Genomic DNA, 19,780 nt, shown 5'->3' with positions numbered 1-19,780 from the left:
CGTCTCACCTTCATTATGCCAGGCATGATGAACGGGAGCAGAACGTGGTCTACAGCAAAGGCCATCAGGAGTGCCGGCCCCGCGCAATGCAGGGCCGACCCATTGTTAGAAGCGGATACCCAGTCCCGCCACGACCTGATGGCGATCAAGATCGATGTCCACGGAATTCTCGTCGGTGAAGAAGTCGTCATCGAAGGACAGGTCATCATATTTGGAATAGCGGTATTCAAGCTTTACATAGGCGCTGGAGCCGACGCCCAAACTGTCTCCAAGCAGATGTTCGATTCCTGCGCCAATCCGATAGCCGTCAACCGTCTGATCGGCGTCGGTGGTGAAGTCCACATCGTCATCGGCATCAAGGTCATCTATGGCGGCATTGACCTTTGTGCTTGTGTACCCGCCCTTCACATAAACAAGGGTGCTGGGCATGACACGCATGCCGACCCTGGCACCGACATAAAGGTCGCGGCCGATGCTGGCGCGAAAGGCGAACGGAGCGTTGATTACTTCATCGGCGTCCTGCTTGCCGGTCGAATCCGTGAATTCTCCCTCTACGCCCGCAACAAACCCTCCAAGGTCGAAATCGAAACCAGCGCCGACGCCATAGACAAAACCGTCTATGGACTGGTCGATATCCTCGTCGCTATCCTCGTCAATGTCCACATCGCTGCCGTTGCGAAGCGTGTCATAGCCGCCCAAGGCTTCGATCCTGAAGCCGGTGAAGGGAGATGGTTCCTGTGCTTGCGCCGGCATCGCGGTGATCAGGGCTCCGCTGGCCAATAAAGTGGTGATCAAAACCTTTTTCATGATTCACTCCCATGGTTGATCGTTGGTCGTAACAACCCCCCGATTTATAAAGGTCGCAGTCCACCCCTGACGGCCTTGCCTGGAGCTGGCCGCCTTCGTCCATGTCACGGCAATTATTGGGAAAAGTTCCCTCCCTTATCGCCAAAGCGTTCCGAGAAAACGACCGCGGTTCCCCTATGTTCCGGTATCTGGCGGACAAATAGATGTCGTCAAAGCGACCGGATGAGATTCATTTTTAAAGTAATGGGTTAGAAATTGTGGTGATATCTGGAGCCGAGGATGATGATGCCATTCGGCCCGAGGAAGTCTCTGTCGTAGTGAGGCTCGACCGGGGAAATGAATAATTTTAAGGTTACATAATAACGGATTAGTCATATCCCAATTTGGGACAACGGAATCTTGAAACCTTATTTCAGGTCAATAGTATAAAGGATGCGACTAAAGGTCATCCCACTGGAACTCGGTCATCCGGCCGAGTTCCTTTTTTGCGATCAGTGACTTTGGAGCAACAGCGAGGGGGAGAAATCAAAACGCGTCCCTCGACACCTTCACCAGAATAGCTGGCTCACAGGTCGGGGGACGCGCTCAACCTTGCCCTGAATTCCGGATTTTTGTCGATCCGGCTCCCTCAATCCGATCATTTTCGGTGAGGGGTTCTGGCAAGACCAATCTCTCATAGCACATGTTGGCGAGTCGCTCAAAAGCGTTTCACAGGCGCTGCGTTCCTCGTGTGCAGTAGGAATATCTGTTATATTGCGATGGTTTCCGCACATTTCAGAGGAGTCACCAATGGAAGAACATGTCTTCAAGGTCACCGAGATCGTTGGAACCTCGTCTGAAAGCATCGAAGACGCCGTCCAGAAGGCGATCGAACGGGCTAATCGATCGTTGCGCAACCTTGGCTGGTTTGAGGTGGTGAAGACGACAGGACATGTGAAACAAGGGCTCGTCGAACAGTTTCAGGTCACGCTGAAGGTCGGTTTCACGCTGGAAGAGTGACTTAAGGCGGTCCGGCGGGTCAATGAAAAGGGGCCGAGGTCGGCCCCTTTCCAGTTCATTCAAACATCAGCGCTGTTGGTCAGAGCCGGGCTTCCGGTCTTGCTGGCGCTTTTCCTGGCCCATTTGGCCCTGACGGTTTTCTTGCTGCTGCTGTTGTTTACGGCGGCTGTCTTGGTCGCGTTGCGACTTGTCGCCTTGTTTATTAGCCATGACGGCATCCTCCATTGCCCCGGAATTGGGACAGAAGTTTAACCACCATTCTGACGGTCCGGTTCCGGGATGAGGGGGCGGCCTTGTGGTTTTTGAACAATAACTGATATGTCAGTCGCAATTCATCCCCTTTGAGGGAGTGTCGTAATGACGATCATCGTCCATCATCTTCAAAACAGCCGATCCCAACGCGTCCTGTGGTTGTTGGAAGAATTGCAAATGCCCTATCGCGTAAAACGGTATGAACGCAACGCGCAAACGCTGCGCGCGCCGGCTTCGCTTCGGGAGGTGCATCCCTTGGGTCGCTCGCCCATGATCGAGGACGGGCCGCAGCTGATTGCGGAAACCGGGGCCATCGTGGAATATCTGATCGAGAAGTCCGACGGCCGGATGGGGCCGCCGCCGCATCGCGAAGCCGTGTTACGCTATCGTCAGTTCCTTCATTATGCCGAAGGATCGATGATGCCGCCGTTGATGACGCTGCTTGTCGTTGGCCGCCTGGGGCTGCTGGGGAAACCTGCCAGAAAGACGGTGCAGGGCATGATGGACGAGCATCTCGACTGGCTGGAATCGGAGTTGGCGAAGCGCCCCTATTTTGCGGGAGACAGCTTTACCGCCGCCGATATCATGATGAGCTTCCCCCTTGAACTGAGCCGCGGTCGTGCGGGCCTGGATGACTCCCGGCCCAAGCTTGTTGAATGGCTTAACCGCGTGCATGCGCGTCCGGCTTATAAAGCGGCGCTCAAGGCGGGAGGGGCATATGCCTATGCATGAAATCGGAAGGATGGCGGCGAACGAAAATAGCGCCCAACCGTAATGCTTGTGCGACGGGTTTCTCTCGCCTAAATCGCCCTCATGACATCGACTAACGACATCCGCCGCTCCTTCCTCGACTATTTCGCGTCGCAGGGGCACATGCCCGTGGCGTCCGCACCGCTGGTGCCGCACAATGACCCGACGCTGATGTTCGTGAATGCGGGCATGGTGCCTTTCAAGAATGTCTTCACCGGTCTTGAAAAGCGCGATTACACCACCGCGACATCCTCGCAGAAGTGTGTGCGGGCAGGCGGCAAGCACAATGACCTCGACAATGTGGGCTATACAGCGCGCCACCATACCTTTTTCGAGATGCTGGGCAATTTCAGCTTTGGCGATTATTTCAAGGAACAGGCCATTCACCATGCCTGGACCCTTATTACCAAGGAATGGGGAATTTCGCCCGAACGCCTGGTCGTCACCGTCTATCATGACGATGATGAAGCTTTCCGCCATTGGCAGAAGATCGCCGGAATGCCCGCCGATCGGATCATCCGCATCGCGACGTCGGACAATTTCTGGTCGATGGGCGACACGGGGCCTTGTGGTCCATGTTCGGAAATATTCTATGACCATGGTTCGCATATTCCCGGCGGTCTTCCGGGCAGTCCCGATGAGGACGGCGACCGCTTCGTCGAGATCTGGAACCTGGTTTTCATGCAATATGACCAGCAGCCGGGCGGAGAACGCATCACCCTGCCCAAGCCCAGCATCGACACCGGCATGGGGCTGGAGCGGATTGCCGCTGTCCTTCAGGGCGTTCACGACAATTATGACACCGACACTTTCCGTGCGCTGATCGAGGAGTCGGGCGAACTTACAAAGACCGCCATCGACGGTCAGCATAAAGCGAGCCATCGCGTTATCGCGGATCATCTGCGCTCTTCGGGTTTCTTAATCGCAGACGGCGTGCTGCCGGCCAATGAGGGTAGAGGTTATGTCCTGCGCCGCATCATGCGCCGCGCCATGCGCCATGCCCATCTTATCGGCGCGGCCGAGCCGTTGATGCATCGCCTGGTCGGCGGCCTGGTTGCGGAAATGGGCGGGGCTTATCCCGAACTGATCCGCGCTCAGCCGCTTATCCAGGAAACCTTGCTGCGGGAGGAAACCCGTTTTCGTCAAACCCTGGAAAAGGGGCTGCGGCTGCTTGACGACGCCACGGCGGGCATGAAGTCGGGCGACACGCTTCCGGGCGAGACGGCATTCAAGCTCTACGATACGTTCGGCTTTCCCTATGACCTCACCGAAGACGCGCTGCGGGCGCAATCGCTTGGCGTGGACCGGGCCGGTTTCGATGCAGCCATGGCGCAACAGAAAGCCGCGGCCCGAGCCGCCTGGAAAGGGTCGGGCGAAAAGGCTTCGGATGAAATCTGGTTCGACATTGCTGAAAGTGCCGGAGCCACTGAATTCACTGGCTACACCTCGACAGAAGGAGAGGGGCAGGTCGTCGCCCTTGTTCGCGATGGAGCAACCGTGGACACCGCCTCTACAGGCGAGGAGGTGATCGTTGTCACCAACCAGACGCCATTTTATGGAGAAAGCGGCGGCCAGATGGGTGATGCAGGAACCATTTCCGCCCCATCTGGACTTGCGGCTGAGGTCGGCGATACGGCCAAGCCGCTGGGCCGTCTTCATGCCCATCAGGCCAGGATAGCCGCGGGGAAAATTGCGGTAGGGGATACGGTACATCTGAGCGTCGATGCCGAACGCCGCAACCGCATCCGCGCTAACCACAGCGCTACCCATCTTCTGCACGCGGCGCTGCGCCACCGTCTGGGGGGGCATGTGACGCAGAAGGGCAGCCTTGTTGCGGCGGACCGCCTGAGGTTCGACTTTTCACATCCCGAAGCGCTTACGCTCCATCAGATCGTCGAGATAGAGGCGGATGTTAACGCACAGATCCGCGGGAATGAGCCAGTCACGACGCGGCTTATGACGCCGGAGGATGCCATTCATGCAGGCGCAATGGCCCTGTTCGGCGAGAAATATGGAGACGAGGTGCGCGTTCTGTCCATGGGACAGGCGACCGACAAGCACTATTCGGTGGAATTGTGCGGCGGCACCCATGTATCCGCCCTTGGCGATATCGCTCTTTTCAAGATTGTGAGCGAAACTGCCGTTTCCAGCGGGGTCCGACGCATCGAGGCGCTGACCGGCGAAGCGGCGCGGCTTTGGCTTACCGAGCGCGAGGACAAGCTGAAGGCGGCGGCGGCGGCATTGAAAACCGCGCCTGACGAAGTCCCCAGCCGCATCGCCGCACTCGTCGAGGAACGTCGCAAGCTCGAACGCGAGCTGGCCGACGCAAAGAAGGCGTTGGCGCTGGGCGGCGGAGCGAAAGGCACCGAAGCTGCGGGACCGGAGAAGGTGGGCGATGTGAACTTTCTTGGCCAAGTGATCGAGGGCCTGGATCCCAAGGAGCTTCGCGGCCTGGTGGACGAGAACAAGACAAAGCTTGGCAGCGGCGTCAGCGCCCTTGTTGCGGTGGTCGACGGTCGGGCATCCATCGCCGTGGGCGTGACCGACGACCTTAGCGCAACGCATAGTGCCGTGGACCTTGTCCGCGTGGGGGTCGAAACCCTTGGCGGCAAAGGTGGGGGCGGGCGTCCCGACATGGCTCAAGGCGGCGGTCCTGACGGAGCCAAGGCCGCTGCGGCTATCGAGGCGGTGAAGGCGGCGCTGGCGGGTTGAAACGGTCATGGCGGATCATCTGCATCGATTTGCATTCCGTGAAGGGCCGGCCTTCAACTGGTCTGAAAGCTTGCATCTGTAATTCGGCTTAGTTACCCTTCCGATGCCCTCGCTTAGACCGGCCATTGGCCGGGCAAAGGAAGATAAGCGATGAAATCGGTTCTGCTGCATATCAATCGCGACAGCGGGCAGGAGTCCCGCCTGCAGGCGGCGCTTGACCTGGTAAGGGCGCAAGAGGGCCATCTCACCTGCCTTCAAGTGACGCCCATCCAGCAATATGTCGCCATGGATCCTTTTGGCGGTTCCTTCGTGCTTCCGGCCAATCTGCAGGAACTGAGGGCCGAGGAAGCCGATGAACGTTCTGCTTTGGAGGAACGCCTTCGCCGGGAGGGGATCTCCTGGGATTGGCAGCATTATAATGGCGACCTGGTGCAGACGCTGTTGAGCGCCTCTCGCCTGGCGGACGTGACTGTCCTTACGCGAACCATGGCGGCCCCCAAGGATCCAGGCTCCCCCCTTCCAATTGCGGCGGACGTTGCCGTCCATGCACGGGGCGCGATTTTGGCCGTGCCGCCAAAGCTCGCCTCCTTTGACTGTTGCGGGTCGGCGGTTATTGCCTGGAACGGTTCTTATGAAGCGGCCCATGCGTTGCGTTCGGCGGTCACCTTGCTGGCCCAGGCGCAGGAAGTGAATATCCTCACCGTCGAAGAGGATGATAGCGGCTTCCCCGCCACTGACGCTTCGGCCTATCTTTCCCGCCACGGCATAGCATCCGAGCTTCATGAATGGGCGCGCGCCGGCCGCACGGTAGAGGAAACGATCGCCAAGGCGATAGGGGAACTTGGTGCTTCCTATCTGGTCATGGGTGCTTATGGGCGCAGCCGCCTTCGCGAGACGTTATTTGGTGGCGTGACCAAACATCTGATGGCCGAATGCCGCGTGCCATTGCTGCTCGCGCATTAGAACCCGACCGCCTTAGCTAGAGCCGTTCGTCCCGGGCGAAGTCGAGGGCCGTCAGCCTGGACCAACATGTTTCGACTTCGCTCGACACGAACGGAAGTGATCAGCCTGCTTATCAAGCATTAATAGTCATTGAGATTGCACGCGAAAACAGGGGACGTTAGGTTGCCTCCAGCAGGAGGCGAATAATGACCGATAAGCTGCTTGTGCACGTCGTCGACGATGATGAAGCGATACGCCGTTCCATCTCTTTCCTGCTAAGGACCAGCGGCTATACGGTAAGTCTATATGCTTCCGGTCGGGAATTGCTGATGAATGCCGCAAGGCTGGAGCGCGGTTGCATTCTGCTTGATGTCCGTATGCCGGAGATTGACGGCATGGAGGTGCAGCAGCAGCTGCGTCAGTCGGGCATCATGCTGCCCGTCATCATCATGACGGGCCATGGCGATGTGGACATGGCTGTGCGCGCAATGAAAGCGGGAGCGAGCGATTTTATAGAAAAGCCATTCGAGCGCGCTGCGCTACTCGACGCGCTGGAGGCGGCCCGGCAAAGGCTGGAGGTGGACAAGCTTTCCGATCGGCGCTGCGAGGATGCGCGGAACCGCCTCAACATCCTGACGCCAAGAGAGCGGGATGTTCTGAAGGGCATGGTGGACGGCTTGCCCAACAAGACCATTGCTTATGATCTAGGGATCAGTCCGCGGACGGTGGAAATTCATCGTGCGAACCTGATGCAGAAGCTGGAGGTGCAGAGCCTGTCAGAGGCTCTGCGAATAGCATTTACAGCGCGGCTTTTTGAAGAACCCGGCGAAGGAAGTGCGGCTGTGGGTGATGGTGGGTAGGTTTCTCAGAGGGATACAGGTGTTTTCCGAGGCTCCGCCTTTAAGTCCGTTGCTCGACCCCTATGATCCGTCCGTCCAGCATGTTGATGCGGACGTCCGCCGCCCCTGCCACATCCATGTCGTGGGTGACGCATAGCACCGCTCGGTCCTGATCGCCGGCAAGCATCTGAAATATCTCGACCACGCGTTTTGAATTTTCGCTGTCCAAATTGCCGGTCGGCTCATCACCCAATATGATGGCGGGATCATTTGCCAGGGCGCGGGCGATTGCCACCCGTTGACGTTCGCCTCCGGACATGCGGTCGGGCGTTTTTCCGGCCTTTTCCCGAAGCCCGACCCATTCCAGCAATTGCAAGGCTCGCGCATCCGCGGCGTCACGGCTGAGGCGGCCGAGTTTTCGCATCGGCAGAAGGATGTTCTGCATCGCTGTGAATTCCGGGAGCAGGAAATGGAACTGAAACACAAAACCTATGCTTTCCAGCCGAAGCTGAGCCCGTTCGTCGCCATTGAGTAAGGTGACGTCGCGGTGGCTGATCAGGAGCTTGCCCTCGCTAGGCCGATCGATGAGGCCGAGCAGATAGAGCAGCGACGACTTGCCGCAACCTGAAGGGCCGACAATGGCCGTAAAGCTGCCCTTTTCAACCTTAAGGCTGGCGTCGCGGACCAATGTGACGGGCGGTTCACCAGGTAGAATCCGGGTAAGGCCCTGCGCCTCAAGCAGTCCGCTCATGCGGCTCCCCTCAATATGTCTACGGGGTCAACCTGAGCGGCTTTGCGCGCGGGGAGCCAGGCGGCAATCACGCCCGCAAAGAGGGAGGCCATTCCAGCGATCAAATATTGCCGGCTTCCTCGGTCGAGCGGCAAATATTCTGCGTCTCCGCTGATGCTGAATTCCACAGAACCCAATATCTGCATCAGCCCAAAGCCGAGAAGCCATCCCAAAGCAATGCCGATCAGGGCAAGAGCCATGCCTTCGCAGACGAATATGAGCTGCAGATCGGCCAGCGAGAAACCCATGGATCGCATGATAGCGATGTCGCGGCGCTTGTCGGCAACGCTGTTCGAAACGACGGTATAGATGCCAAAGCTCGCAACCAGCAGGATCGCGGATACCACGCTGTACATGATCACGTTGCGGGTCACCAGCAGCGACAGGAAGTCGCTTGATCGTTCCTGCCAGCTTTCCGCCTTGTAGGAAAAGCGTTTTTCCAGGCGTGCCGCGATTTGGCTTGCTTCATAGGGATCAGCAAGTCTTACGCCTATCCGATTGATTATAAAAGGCCGCGCCAGCATGGATTGAGCTTCACGCAGAAGCACATATCCGGAGGAAGGGCCTATCTGCGTTTGTCCTCTTTTGAACAGCGCGACGATGCGCAATGACCTGGTGCCTCCGGACGCCGAGGTTGCGCCGACGATGTCGCCCATGCCAACTGCAAGCCGTTCGGCCATTTCTTCGCCAAGCACCACGCCGCCCTGAGTGCGTTCAAGATCGCGCAGATGTCCGGTGCGAAGCCTATCTTCTATATCACTGATTTTGCTTTCGATATCCGGTTCTATGCCAATGATCGAGAGCGGTTCCTCGCGCCCGCCCACGCGGAGCGTGACGCCGCCGCTGAGGCTTGGAGAAGCAATGGCTCCGGGCAAGGCATTCACGGTTCTAAGGATTTCCTGCCAATTCCTTAGGCCTCTTACCTCATTGCGGATCTTGAAGCCGTGCAGTTCGACGGCGCCTTGCCGATATACTCTCAGTCCCGGTTGGGGCGGCGGGCTACGCAATTCGTCGGAGATGATGATGTGGGGCGCGGCGTCGATGAGCGTCGTTACAAAATCGCGCTGGCTACCCATCATCAGGGCGGAGACGGCCAGGAAGAAACCCACGCCGATGGCGACGCCACTGACGGCCACCACCGTCTGCCGCGTGCGGCCCGCCAAATGGCGGAAAGCAATGTCCAGCAGCAAAAGGGGCGAGCCGATCATTGGCGCTTTGCCTTGACTTTGTCCCCCTCGTCCAGATCGTCGGGGGGATCAAGAACCACCTGCTCGCCTGCGCGCAAACCCCTTAGAATCTGAACCTCTTCTGCGCCCGTGATGCCGGTCCTTACCCGCCGGAGCTTTGCCTGACCGCCGACGACAACCCACAGCCGCCCTCCATCGACAGCCGATGCGGGCACAAGCAGGGCGTTGGGCGCTCGTCCGGTCACCACATTGACTTCAAGAGTCAGGCCCAAAGGCAAGGCTGGCGCCCGCTCCAACAGCAGCCTGACGCGAAAAGCCCTTTCGGTTGGATCACCTCCAGGCGTGATTTCACGGACCCGGCCCCGGATGATGCGCCCAGGATAAGCCTCCGTCGACATCAGCGCCTCCTGGCCGGGCCGGATGCGGGGAACGTCGCGTTCATCGACGGCGGCAGTGATCCGCATCTTCGCCGGATCGCCCAAAGTCATGAGGATCCGGCTGGGCGAGGCCAAATCGCCGGGCTCAACGTCGCGCTTGAGGACAATGGCGTCGATGCCCGCCCGGATGACATATTGACCACGGCGCGCTGCGAAGGTCTGCTCGGCGGCCCTGGCACTGTCAGCGGCCGCTATTGCTTCGTCCCTGGCGGCTCTTGTGACCCAGCCCTGGCGGTAGAGGGCCAGGACGCGGGCTTCATCGCGCACTGCCCTGATCCGTTCAGCTCCTGCCTGGTGCATGGAGGCCCGTTGCTCGTCGTCGGCAAGGCGGACAAGCGCCTGACCGCGCCTGACGTGCTGACCTTCCTCCACCAGCACTTCCATAACGGGGGCGGTCACTCGCGCGGCAACGCTGACCGGCTGTTCTGGCTCCACAAAGCCCGTGGCATAGACCAGTTCGACGGCGGTTCCGGTTCTTGCTGTGGCCACCTTCAGCTCGCGCGGGCCGCCCTTCCAGAGAAGATAAGCGGCGAGCAGGACGAGGATAACAGCCGTGACCGCAATCCATTTCCAGCCAAGGCGGTCCCGCATGCCCAAAACCCTGTTTTGCCCCTGTCGGTCAAAAAGATACACCGGATCGACGTACAGGAACAGTTCGCCGCACCATCGGCATATGACCGCCGGAAGGGACAAGACGCCGCTGCCTATTCACTGGCCATCAATGTTGCGGCTGGATATAAAGCGGAATGACTTTGAAAATGAGGCGCGCCGCCATATTCGTCCCGGCTTTGGCAATGCTGTTGGCAGGGACAGCTCCCCCGATTCCGGTACAGGCGCAACAGGTCTCAGCGCCGCTCAAGCAGAAAACGCCATGGCTTTACCAAGGCAGCGATGTTCCGGTGGACGCGGCCTGGCTGTTTGGCGAACTGGAAAACGGTATTCGCTATGCCGTACGGCACAATGGCGTGCCGCCCGGACAAGTCTCGATCCGCGTGCGCGTGGACGCAGGATCGCTGATGGAAGAGGATAATGAGCTAGGCTTTGCCCACTTCCTGGAACATCTGACCTTTCGAGGGTCCAAATATGTGCCGGACGGTGAGGCCAAGCGCGTGTGGCAAAGGCTTGGCGCGACCTTCGGGAGCGATAGCAATGCGCAGACGACGCCCACCCAGACCGTCTATCGCCTTGATCTTCCCGATGCGAGCAGCGGCGGGCTTGATGAAAGCATGAAGATATTGGCCGGGATGATCACCGAGCCGACCATCAACGATGCCAGCGTGAATGCCGAACGGGCGGTGATTTTGGCCGAGAGGCGGGAAAGCTATGGTCCCCAAGTGCGTGTCGCCGATGCGACGCGCGGGCTGTTTTTTGCGGGACAGCGACTTGCCATGCGCAATCCGATAGGGACCGAGCATACGCTGGCACAGGCGACTGCCAAGGGACTGAGCGCTTTTCACGATCGCTGGTATCGCCCGGAAAATGTCGTGATCTCCATTTCCGGAGACGGCGATCCCAAGCTGTTCGAGCAACTGATCCGCAAATATTTCGGGCCCTGGAAAGCGGAAGGTAAAGCGCTGCCCATTCCCGATTTTGGAAAGCCTGATCCCAATCTTCCCATCAGTGAAGTGGTGGCAGAGGCTGGACTGCCCGCAACGCTCAGCCTTGCCTGGCTGCGTCCCTGGGCGCTGAAGGACGACACCATCGCTTATAATCGTGAGCGGCTGACCGACATGCTCGCCCTGCAGATGATCAATCGCCGTTTGGAGGCACGCGCCAGGGCAGGGGGCAGCTATATTCAGGCGAGCGTTGCGCAGGAAGATGTAAGCCGTTCCGCCGATGGTACTTTCATCAGCATTTTGCCGCTGGGCGAAGACTGGTCTGCGGCGCTGGCGGACGTGCGCGCTGTAATCGAGGATGCCAAAGCCTCACCCGCGACCCAGGGGGAGATCGACCGCGAGTATCGGGAGTTCGAAGCGCTGCTCGCCATGTCGGTGGAAAATAAGGACACGGAGGCTGGATCGAAACAGGCCGACGACATTGTTGGAGCGGTCGACATCCGCGAAACGGTGGCCGCGCCTGAAACCGCACTTGCCATATTCCGTGAAATGAAGCCCAGCCTGACGCCTGCCAAGTTGCTGTCGTCCACGCGGGAGATGTTCAACGGCACGGCAATGCGGGCAATCCTGACCCTGCCGGCGGAACAGCCCGACGCGGAGGGCAGGCTCGCCATGGCGCTGAAGACGCCGGTCGATCCCGCCAGTAATGTTCGCCTTACAGGCGCGCCGATCACGGCCGCCGCGCTTCCCAAATTGGGCGCGCCGGGGAAAGTGGTGTCTCGCGAGAAGCTATCCGATCTTGGGATCGACATGATCAGTTTTTCAAATGGGGTCAAATTGTCGCTTTTCGCCAATGGGGCGGAAAAGGAAAAGATCAGGATCAATGTGCGCTTCGGCCATGGCTACCAGGCTTTTTCACCGGTAAAACCAGTGCCGAGCTGGGCTGGCGGCTATGCGCTGATGGCGAGCGGAGTAGGCGAGCTGGGGCAGGAGGAGCTTGACCGGCTCACCACCGGCCGCCGTATAGGAATGCAATTTGGCATTGACGACGACGCGTTCGAGATGAGTGCTGTCACTCGATCCGCCGACCTGGAAGACCAGTTGCATCTGCTGGCGGCGAAGCTTGCCCAGCCGCGTTGGGATGCAGCCCCGGTGCAACGAATGAAGGCTGGCATATTGGCGGCTTATGACGCCATGGCGAATTCGCCAGGGAGCGTGCTCGCCCGCGATTTGACCGCGATGCTGCGTGATGGCGATGTGCGATGGCGGACGCCCAGCCGCGCCGAAATCAGCGCGCTAACGCCGGAGGCCTTCCGAGCGACCTGGGAGCCGATCCTGAAAAGCGGGCCTATCGAAGTCCAGATCTATGGCGACATCGATGCGGAGCGGGCCATTACGCTCGTGGCCAAAACCTTCGGCGCATTGCCGCCGCGCAACGACAAATCAATAGATCGCACCAACTTGCGGACCGGTTTTCCCGCGCACAATGCCAAGCCGGTGGAACTGCGCCATACAGGGGCCAAGGATCAGGCGGCAGCGGTCATGGCCTGGCCGACGTCAGGAGGCTTTGCCTCGGCCCGGGAGGGACGGCAGCTTGAAGTTTTGACGCAAATCTTCAACGACCGCCTTTTTGAAGGGCTGCGTTCTCAGGACGGCGCCGCCTATAGCCCAAGCGTGGACAATATGTGGCCCTTCGCCTTTGACAATGGCGGTTATATTGCCGTTACCAGCCAGTTGAAGCCCGACAAGATCAGCTATTTCTTCGCGCTTATCAATCGCATAGCCGCCGACCTTGCCGCAACGCCAGTCAGTTCCGATGAGTTGCAAAGAACCGTCGCCCCCATGCGCCAATTATTGGCGCGAGCCAGTACCGGCAACTCCTTCTGGATGTCGCAGATGGAAGGAGCCAGTTTCGATGGCCGACGGATCGCGATCATGCGATCCATGCCGCGTGATTTGCTTCAAGTTACACCTGCTGAAATCCAGATTTTAGCGAAGAAATATCTTGTCCCTGGCAAGATCTGGTCGGCGGTGGTGCTGCCCAATGGAGTAGAGGCTGAGTAAATTGCACCGACATGGGGAACGATCGGCGCCGATATGGAAACGGTCCGATTCGCTTTTGGCGGCATTCTCCCGGCATCGTTTCGTACCCGTTTCATGCGCAGCTTGCCGGAAGGTCCGAAATTATGTCCATTCCGGATATAAAACTACTTGGCCGATTCCCGCCAATTTCTCGAATAAACTTCAGATAGCTAGTGGTCCTGTCGGAAATACGCGTCAGCATTAGGGTCTGATTAAACCGCTGGTCTCTAGTTTCCGCCCTCAGGCTAATGGCAAAGACGGAACGGCAATGATCAGAGATCGACCTCATATGTTTGTCGGTATAAAAAACGGTCCGGCGGCCTTGGCATCCGGGCGGGACAATGATCCCGGATCCAGCCTCCTGCATGACTGCGCGGCGTATTTGCCCTCATCGGTCGAGGCGAAGGTCGTTTCTTCGGATGCATCGCTCGATTGGTCGGTATTCCGCCATTCGGCCGCGCCCTATCTCGCGAACTTCGATTTTTCCGAGACGCGGACGTTATTGCGCCTGTCCTTGATGGGAAGTGAAGGGCAAATGCCTCCCCTGGAAGAAGCAGTCGAATTGGCGCGAGGAGCACTGGAGTTGTCGGACCGCTTGCCTGCGGACGTGATCTGTTGGCCCTACGCACAGTTGCTCAGCGGCATCGATCGAGTCAAAGATTCCGTGGCGCGGTTTCTATCCGCCCGGAATGTCCCGGTGCTGGAGTTCGTTCGAATGTCCCTGGCAGCCGACAATACGGTCACCAGCACCGGCCTTTACTATTTCTGTGGACAGGAAATCCGCTTGCGGTCTGTAGGCGATATGTCGGCCGCCGGGTTGGTTCGCCGGGCTTGCCGGATAGCTGCGGACGCGATGCTTCATGGGCCGTATGAACGGCCGGAGGCATTTGCAGGACTGGCGGCCGGTGAACAGGTTGAAATTCAACCGGAGCCAAAGAGCATCTGGCGCAGGAGACCACAGTGGCTTTCTGTCAAATGTGACGTGCGTTCGGCAATCCTCTCCGGAATGGACCTGTAACAGCGCGCAAAATCCTCGTTCCCGGCCTTTTTGGCCTTCCTCTCGCGCATCGGGGCGCCGGGGGAAGGGGGGACGAGTGGAAATTGCCTTTCGCCGCGTCAATCGGCGTGGCCAATCGAATTATAAGCCGGAGCGTCAACGCCACCATCTATTGCCTATGGCCTTGATGCAGCGGAAGCAGTTCCGGTATTTCTTCAGGGACTTAATGGCTTCCGGCTTTGTATTCGACGACTTTACGACCAACGGCATATTATTGCCGACCACGGAAGCCGAAGCCCTGCGCGCCCGGCTGCCGCTGCACCGAGGGCCGCACCCGCGCTATAACGCGTTGATCCTGATGCGGGTCGAAACGATACGTGCGGGTTACGCACGTTCGCGCCGACGCCTTCAGGATCGCATGGACGGCCTGCAACGCCTAAGGCTGCTGCAAAATGTCATCCGGCGCAGCCTGATGGGCGCCTCTGCCTTCCCGGTCAAGCTCCATCTGCGCGATCCCATGCATAATGGCCCGGGATTCGAAACGATGGACCAGATGATTGAGAAGGCGTGGGCGAAGCGTTAGCTCAGCTTTTCCAGAAGTTCCGACTTTGCCGCTTCATATTCCGACTTCAGGCGCGCTACGCGCCTTGCCACAGGCTCGACGACGTCGATGGCGCCAACTCCCTGGCCAGCGCCCCAGATATCCTTCCAGGGCTTGGCAGACTTACTATCATCCGTACTCATATTCATTTTGGAAGGATCGCCTTGCGGCAGTTTCGCGGGATCCAGACCTGCTCGCTCGATCGACTGGCGCAAATAATTGCCATGAACGCCGGAAAAATAGTTGGAATAAACGATATCGCCGGAATGCGCCTCCACAATGATATTCTTATAAGCTGCCGGAGCGTTGGCTTCCTCTGTGGCGATGAAAGCAGAACCGATATAGGCGAGATCCGCGCCCAATGATTGAGCCGCAAGGATGGACCGGCCACAGGCAATCGCCCCCGATAGCGCCACGGGTCCATCAAACCAGGCCCTGATTTCCTGCATCAAGGCAAAGGGCGAAGTCGTACCGGCATGCCCGCCCGCCCCCGCCGCAACGGCGATCAGTCCGGTCGCCCCCTTTTCTATAGCTTTGTGGGCGAAGCGATCGTCGATGACGTCATGAAAGGCTATCCCGCCCCAACTCCGCACCTCATGATTGACATCTTCGCGCGCGCCGAGTGACGTAATGACGATGGGGACCTGCCATTTCCGGCAAGTGGCGAGATCCTGTTCCAACCGGTCGTTCGATTTGTGCACGATCTGATTGACCGCGAAAGGTGCGGCGGGCTTTTCCGGATGGTCGCGGTTCCAGTCGGCAAGCTCTAGAGTGATCTGGTGCAGCCATTCGTCCAATTGGCTTTGCGGCCGCGCGTTGAGGGCAGGAAAGGATCCAACAATCCCGGCCTTGCACTGGGCTATGACCATTTCCGGACCAGAGACGATGAACATCGGCGAAGCCATGACGGGTAGCGAGAGGTTATTGAGCAGAGGGGAGGGCAGGGGCATCGGCATCTTCCATTTTCTCGTTGGCATTCCTGCAAAAAATGCTCAAGCCTTACCTCGGTCGAACGATAGGCTTGATTTTCCGCTTGGCAGGAACGGAAATGTCAGGCTGACGGGAGCCGATGCCCCCGTCCAGCCCTAATGTGAGCGAGCGGCGAGTCCGTTGGCAGCAGACAATATGGCTTGCACTGAGGCGGTAGCGATGTCAGCGTCCATCCCAACTCCGAAGATTTTTCGACCGTCCGCCGCCTTGCATTCGACATAGGCCGCAGCCTGAACGTCTGAACCATGACCTATGGCGTGCTCGCTATAATCCTCGACTTCAAAATCGATCCCGCAGCTTTCGCGAAGCGCAGCCAGCACCGAAGAAATAAGTCCATTCCCGCGACCGCTGACAGTCTGTTCCACGCCGTTCATGGCGATCTTTCCAACGAAAAGCCGGTTCGACCCGCTTGCGTGCGGCGACTGAGACTCCTGATAATCGATCAACTTGAAAGGCTGGTCAGAGTCCAGGCAATAATAGCTTTGGAACGCGGACCAGATGTCGCCTGCAACCAGTTCACGGCTGGTCTGATCCGCCAGATCCTGTACGACCCGGCTGAAGTCCGCCTGCATCCGCTTGGGCAGTTTCAGCCCCTTGTCCTGCTGAAGCACCCAAGCCACGCCGCCCTTGCCCGACTGGCTGTTGACGCGAATGACAGCTTCATAGGAACAACCTATGTCCGCCGGATCGATAGGCAGATAGGGCACGTCCCAGACCTGATCGTTGCGGGCTTCCTGAGCGGCGAAGCCCTTTTTGATCGCGTCCTGGTGAGACCCGGAAAAAGCCGTGAACACCAACTCGCCAGCATAGGGGTGGCGGGGATGTACCGGCAACTGATTGCAATAGGTCACGGTCTGGACGATTTCTTCCATGTTGGAAAAATCCAGGCCGGGATGTACGCCCTGAGTGTACATGTTGAGGCCGACGGTCACGAGGTCGCAATTGCCGGTGCGCTCGCCATTGCCGAAAAGGCATCCCTCCACCCGGTCGCCGCCCGCCATCAGGCCCAATTCAGCCGCGGCCACGCCGGTGCCGCGATCATTATGGGGGTGGAGTGAAATCACGACCTTGTCCCGGTCGCGAATATGGCGGCAGAACCACTCGATTTGGTCGGCATAGATATTTGGGGTCGCTGCCTCGACCGTGGCGGGCAGGTTGAGGATGATGGGCTTCTCACGCGTCGGCTGCAATATGTCCATCACTGCCTCGCAGCATTCGAGACTGAACTCCAGTTCGGCAGTGGAAAAGGTTTCCGGCGAATATTGGAAATGCCAGTCAGTATTCGGCCGCCTTGCCGCTTCGTCCCGAATGATCTTTGCCGCCTCGATGGCAATTTGCTTGATCTGGGGGCGGTCCATGCCGAACACGATCCGCCTCCACGCCGGTGAGACGGCATTGTAGACATGCACGATCGCGCGATGCGCTCCATCAAGGCTTTCAAACGTCCGTTCGATAAGGTCGCGCCGGGCCTGGGTGAGCACCTGTACGGTGACATCGTCGGGAATGTCGCCCGACCGCACCAATCCATTGATGAAATCGAACTCTGTCGCCCCGGCCGATGGAAAGCCGACTTCGATTTCCTTCAACCCCAGCTTCACCAGGAGATTGAAAAAACGCGTCTTCTTCTCCGTATCCATGGGATCGATAAGGGCCTGGTTGCCGTCGCGCATGTCCGTCGAAAGCCAACGGGGGGCTTTGATGATAGTACGGCCGGGCCACTGCCGGTCAGGCAAGTCCACTTGCGGAAAAGGGCGGTATTTGACTGTCGGGTCCTGCAACATGTCTTGGTCGACTTCTCTTCAAAGGCCAAACGCTCGCAATATCTGGGCGGCGCCGGCTGCTGTTTCAATCTGGAAGCTGATTGGCCCTTAGGCTGTGTGGGCTGGGCAAGGCAAGACTTGCAGCACCATCGGCACGCCTAAGGGCGTGTAAGTCGTAGCAGAAGGAAGATCGGAGCCGCAGCGTTCGACATGGTGCAGCTCCTTAGGCTTATTTCAGGAAGAAAGTCCATTCTTTTTATTGAAGTGGAAGGCCAGGCGGTTTCCCGCCTGACCAATCCAATTTTTCATTTCTCAAATGCTACCGTAATCGCCAGCTTCACCTCGTCCGAAACAAGCGGAATAAATTTGGTGATGCCAAAATCGCTGCGCTTTATCGTTGTGGTGCCAGAAAAACCGATATTCAGCTTCTTATTCATAGGGTGGGGACCGGCGCCAACAAACTGCGCTTCGATCATGACCGGTTTCGTGACGCCATGCAGGGTCAGGTTACCGGCAATGTCCGCCGTCGTGCCATCCACTGTGACGCTGGTCGAAACAAATTTCGCTGTTGGAAATTTGGCGGTATCGAGGAAATCCGGCGTTTTTAAATGCTTGTCGAGATCGGTCGAGCTGGTGCGGACCTCATCCATGGGTATTTCGATGGAAAGGCTGGCCTTTTCTGGCTGCTTGGGATCGATGGTCAGCGAACCCTTAGGCGTTCCAAACAGGCCGACATAGTTGCTGAAACCCAAATGATTCACCGTGAACGCAACCTGTGTGTGGGCGGGATCAACGGCATAGGTCCCAAACTGCACGCGGGCGGGATCGGGCGCGCCTGGAAGGCTCGGGGCGTCCTGCGCAACGACAGGGCCAAGCGCCAGCGTAGTCAAAGCCAATGCCGAGGTTGCGAAAATTTTGCGCATGGGAAGGATTCCTCTTATATGATTAGGGCGCCGCATTTGTATGCGACGCCCCCGAAATCTTCCAGTGCCAAAACCGAAACGACAGGTTTCGATCTCTGTTTCGGTCATGGAAAGATCAGTTCTTTTCCTTGTCGACCAGCTTGTTGGCGCCGATCCATGGCATCATGGCGCGCAATTGAGCGCCGGTCTGCTCGATCGGATGCTCAGATTGCAGCTTGCGGTGGGCCTTCAGCTCCGGATTGCCCGCACGGTTGTCGAGCACGAAGCGCTGCACGAACTTGCCCTTCTGGATGTCGTCCAGAACGCGCTTCATCTCTGCCTTGGTGTCGCTGGTGATGACGCGCGGCCCAGTGTGATAGTCACCATATTCGGCGGTGTTGGAGATCGAATAGCGCATGTTGGCAATACCGCCCTCATACATGAGGTCGACGATCAGCTTTACTTCATGGAGGCACTCGAAATAGGCCATTTCGGGAGCGTAGCCGGCTTCCACCAGCGTTTCAAAGCCCGCCATGATGAGGTGCGACAGGCCGCCGCACAGCACCGCCTGCTCGCCGAAGAGGTCGGTCTCGCACTCTTCCTTGAAGGTGGTTTCGATGATGCCCGAACGGCCGCCGCCGACGGCGGAAGCGTAAGAGAGGGCCACGTCATGAGCATTGCCCGTTGCGTCCTGCGCGATGGCGATGAGGCAGGGCACGCCGCCGCCGCGAACATATTCGCTGCGCACGGTGTGGCCGGGGCCTTTGGGGGCGATCATGAACACGTCGATGTCCGCGCGGGGCTCGATCAGGCCGAAATGGACGTTGAGGCCATGGGCGAATGCCAGCGCCGCGCCGGGCTTCAAATTGTCGCGCAGGTCTTCGTTGTAAATGCCCGCCTGATGCTCGTCGGGCGCGAGGATCATGACAATGTCGGCCCATTTTGCAGCCTCGGCATTGCTCAGCACTTTGAAGCCAGCGCCTTCGGCCTTCTTGGCTGTAGCCGAACCCGCGCGCAGCGCAATGGCGACTTCAGCAACGCCGGAGTCACGCAGATTCTGCGCATGGGCATGGCCCTGGCTGCCATAGCCGACAATGGCGATCTTCTTGCCCTTGATCAGGCCAATGTCAGCGTCACGATCATAATAAACACGCATGTTCGTACTCTTCCTTAACTC

Annotated in this window: 17 protein-coding genes; 8 read left to right on the top strand and 9 right to left on the bottom strand. The window is 58.5% G+C overall.

The features are described from left to right. Positions 1-105: 105 nt before the first annotated feature. Complete coding sequence (locus HNQ99_RS11105; RefSeq protein ID WP_184475727.1) at positions 106-807, bottom strand: outer membrane protein; 702 nt, start codon at positions 805-807, stop codon at positions 106-108. Positions 808-1,596: 789 nt separating this feature from the next. Between HNQ99_RS11105 and HNQ99_RS11100 the strand changes: the two genes are divergently transcribed. Beyond that, on the top strand, positions 1,597-1,806 hold the full coding sequence (locus HNQ99_RS11100; RefSeq protein ID WP_184475726.1) for a dodecin: 210 nt from the start codon (positions 1,597-1,599) through the stop codon (positions 1,804-1,806). Positions 1,807-1,872: 66 nt separating this feature from the next. Here HNQ99_RS11100 and HNQ99_RS11095 read toward each other — a convergent pair whose 3' ends face one another. Next, complete coding sequence (locus HNQ99_RS11095) at positions 1,873-2,016, bottom strand: hypothetical protein (protein WP_184475725.1); 144 nt, start codon at positions 2,014-2,016, stop codon at positions 1,873-1,875. 147 nt (positions 2,017-2,163) lie between these two features. On the opposite strand from HNQ99_RS11095, the gene HNQ99_RS11090 reads away from it, so the two are divergent. The 4 genes from HNQ99_RS11090 (at position 2,164) to fixJ (ending at position 7,322) form a co-directional block, all read left to right on the top strand. Further along, positions 2,164-2,790 carry a glutathione S-transferase family protein gene (locus tag HNQ99_RS11090; RefSeq protein ID WP_184475724.1) on the top strand — a complete coding sequence of 209 codons (627 nt, stop codon included), beginning with the start codon at positions 2,164-2,166 and terminating at the stop codon, positions 2,788-2,790. An 81-nt stretch (positions 2,791-2,871) separates the two neighbouring features. After that, positions 2,872-5,520 carry an alanine--tRNA ligase gene (gene alaS, locus HNQ99_RS11085; RefSeq protein ID WP_184475723.1) on the top strand — a complete coding sequence of 883 codons (2,649 nt, stop codon included), beginning with the start codon at positions 2,872-2,874 and terminating at the stop codon, positions 5,518-5,520. 150 nt (positions 5,521-5,670) lie between these two features. Further along, positions 5,671-6,483, top strand: a complete 813-nt coding sequence (locus HNQ99_RS11080) for a universal stress protein (RefSeq protein WP_184475722.1) — start codon at positions 5,671-5,673, stop codon at positions 6,481-6,483. A gap of 185 nt (positions 6,484-6,668) precedes the next feature. Next, positions 6,669-7,322 carry a response regulator FixJ gene (fixJ, locus tag HNQ99_RS11075; protein ID WP_184475721.1) on the top strand — a complete coding sequence of 218 codons (654 nt, stop codon included), beginning with the start codon at positions 6,669-6,671 and terminating at the stop codon, positions 7,320-7,322. Between the two features lie 40 nt (positions 7,323-7,362). Here the strand turns inward: fixJ and HNQ99_RS11070 are convergent, their stop codons facing one another. Genes HNQ99_RS11070 through HNQ99_RS11060 form a run of 3 tightly spaced genes read right to left on the bottom strand, consistent with a single transcriptional unit; the run spans position 7,363 to position 10,306 of the window. After that, positions 7,363-8,052, bottom strand: coding sequence for an ABC transporter ATP-binding protein (locus HNQ99_RS11070; protein WP_184475720.1), 690 nt, complete (start codon positions 8,050-8,052; stop codon positions 7,363-7,365). Beyond that, positions 8,049-9,299 (bottom strand): ABC transporter permease, encoded by a 1,251-nt coding sequence (locus HNQ99_RS11065; protein ID WP_184475719.1) that lies wholly within the window; start codon positions 9,297-9,299, stop codon positions 8,049-8,051. Before HNQ99_RS11065 ends, HNQ99_RS11070 begins: the two co-directional genes overlap by 4 nt. Continuing rightward, positions 9,296-10,306: an efflux RND transporter periplasmic adaptor subunit gene (locus HNQ99_RS11060; protein ID WP_184475718.1), complete on the bottom strand. Its 1,011-nt coding sequence runs from the start codon at positions 10,304-10,306 to the stop codon at positions 9,296-9,298. Before HNQ99_RS11060 ends, HNQ99_RS11065 begins: the two co-directional genes overlap by 4 nt. Positions 10,307-10,461: 155 nt before the next feature. Between HNQ99_RS11060 and HNQ99_RS11055 the strand changes: the two genes are divergently transcribed. The 3 genes from HNQ99_RS11055 (at position 10,462) to HNQ99_RS11045 (ending at position 14,933) form a co-directional block, all read left to right on the top strand. After that, positions 10,462-13,335, top strand: coding sequence for a M16 family metallopeptidase (locus HNQ99_RS11055; protein WP_184475717.1), 2,874 nt, complete (start codon positions 10,462-10,464; stop codon positions 13,333-13,335). A 286-nt stretch (positions 13,336-13,621) separates the two neighbouring features. Further along, positions 13,622-14,371: a hypothetical protein gene (locus tag HNQ99_RS11050; protein ID WP_184475716.1), complete on the top strand. Its 750-nt coding sequence runs from the start codon at positions 13,622-13,624 to the stop codon at positions 14,369-14,371. 76 nt (positions 14,372-14,447) lie between these two features. Beyond that, a complete protein-coding gene (locus tag HNQ99_RS11045; protein WP_184475715.1) occupies positions 14,448-14,933 on the top strand; it encodes an AHH domain-containing protein in 486 nt (161 codons plus the stop codon). On the opposite strand, the gene HNQ99_RS11040 is transcribed toward HNQ99_RS11045, so the two are convergent. From HNQ99_RS11040 to ilvC, 4 genes are all read right to left on the bottom strand, one after another. Beyond that, the gene (locus HNQ99_RS11040) at positions 14,930-15,901 is read right to left on the bottom strand and encodes an NAD(P)H-dependent flavin oxidoreductase (RefSeq protein WP_184475714.1); all 972 of its coding nucleotides are present in this window, start codon (positions 15,899-15,901) and stop codon (positions 14,930-14,932) included. The genes HNQ99_RS11045 and HNQ99_RS11040 overlap by 4 nt on opposite strands. Before the next feature lie 135 nt (positions 15,902-16,036). After that, a complete protein-coding gene (gene leuA, locus HNQ99_RS11035) occupies positions 16,037-17,722 on the bottom strand; it encodes a 2-isopropylmalate synthase (RefSeq protein WP_184475713.1) in 1,686 nt (561 codons plus the stop codon). Between the two features lie 284 nt (positions 17,723-18,006). Beyond that, complete coding sequence (locus HNQ99_RS11030; protein WP_184475712.1) at positions 18,007-18,624, bottom strand: YceI family protein; 618 nt, start codon at positions 18,622-18,624, stop codon at positions 18,007-18,009. Positions 18,625-18,739: 115 nt separating this feature from the next. Further along, positions 18,740-19,759, bottom strand: a complete 1,020-nt coding sequence (ilvC, locus tag HNQ99_RS11025) for a ketol-acid reductoisomerase (RefSeq protein WP_184475711.1) — start codon at positions 19,757-19,759, stop codon at positions 18,740-18,742. Positions 19,760-19,780 lie beyond the last annotated feature (21 nt).

This window comes from Rhizorhapis suberifaciens (assembly GCF_014200045.1).
GTDB classification, from domain to species: Bacteria; Pseudomonadota; Alphaproteobacteria; order Sphingomonadales; family Sphingomonadaceae; genus Rhizorhapis; species Rhizorhapis suberifaciens.
Note: the sequence above shows the minus strand (reverse complement) of the source record. Positions and strands in the feature narration are given on the sequence as shown.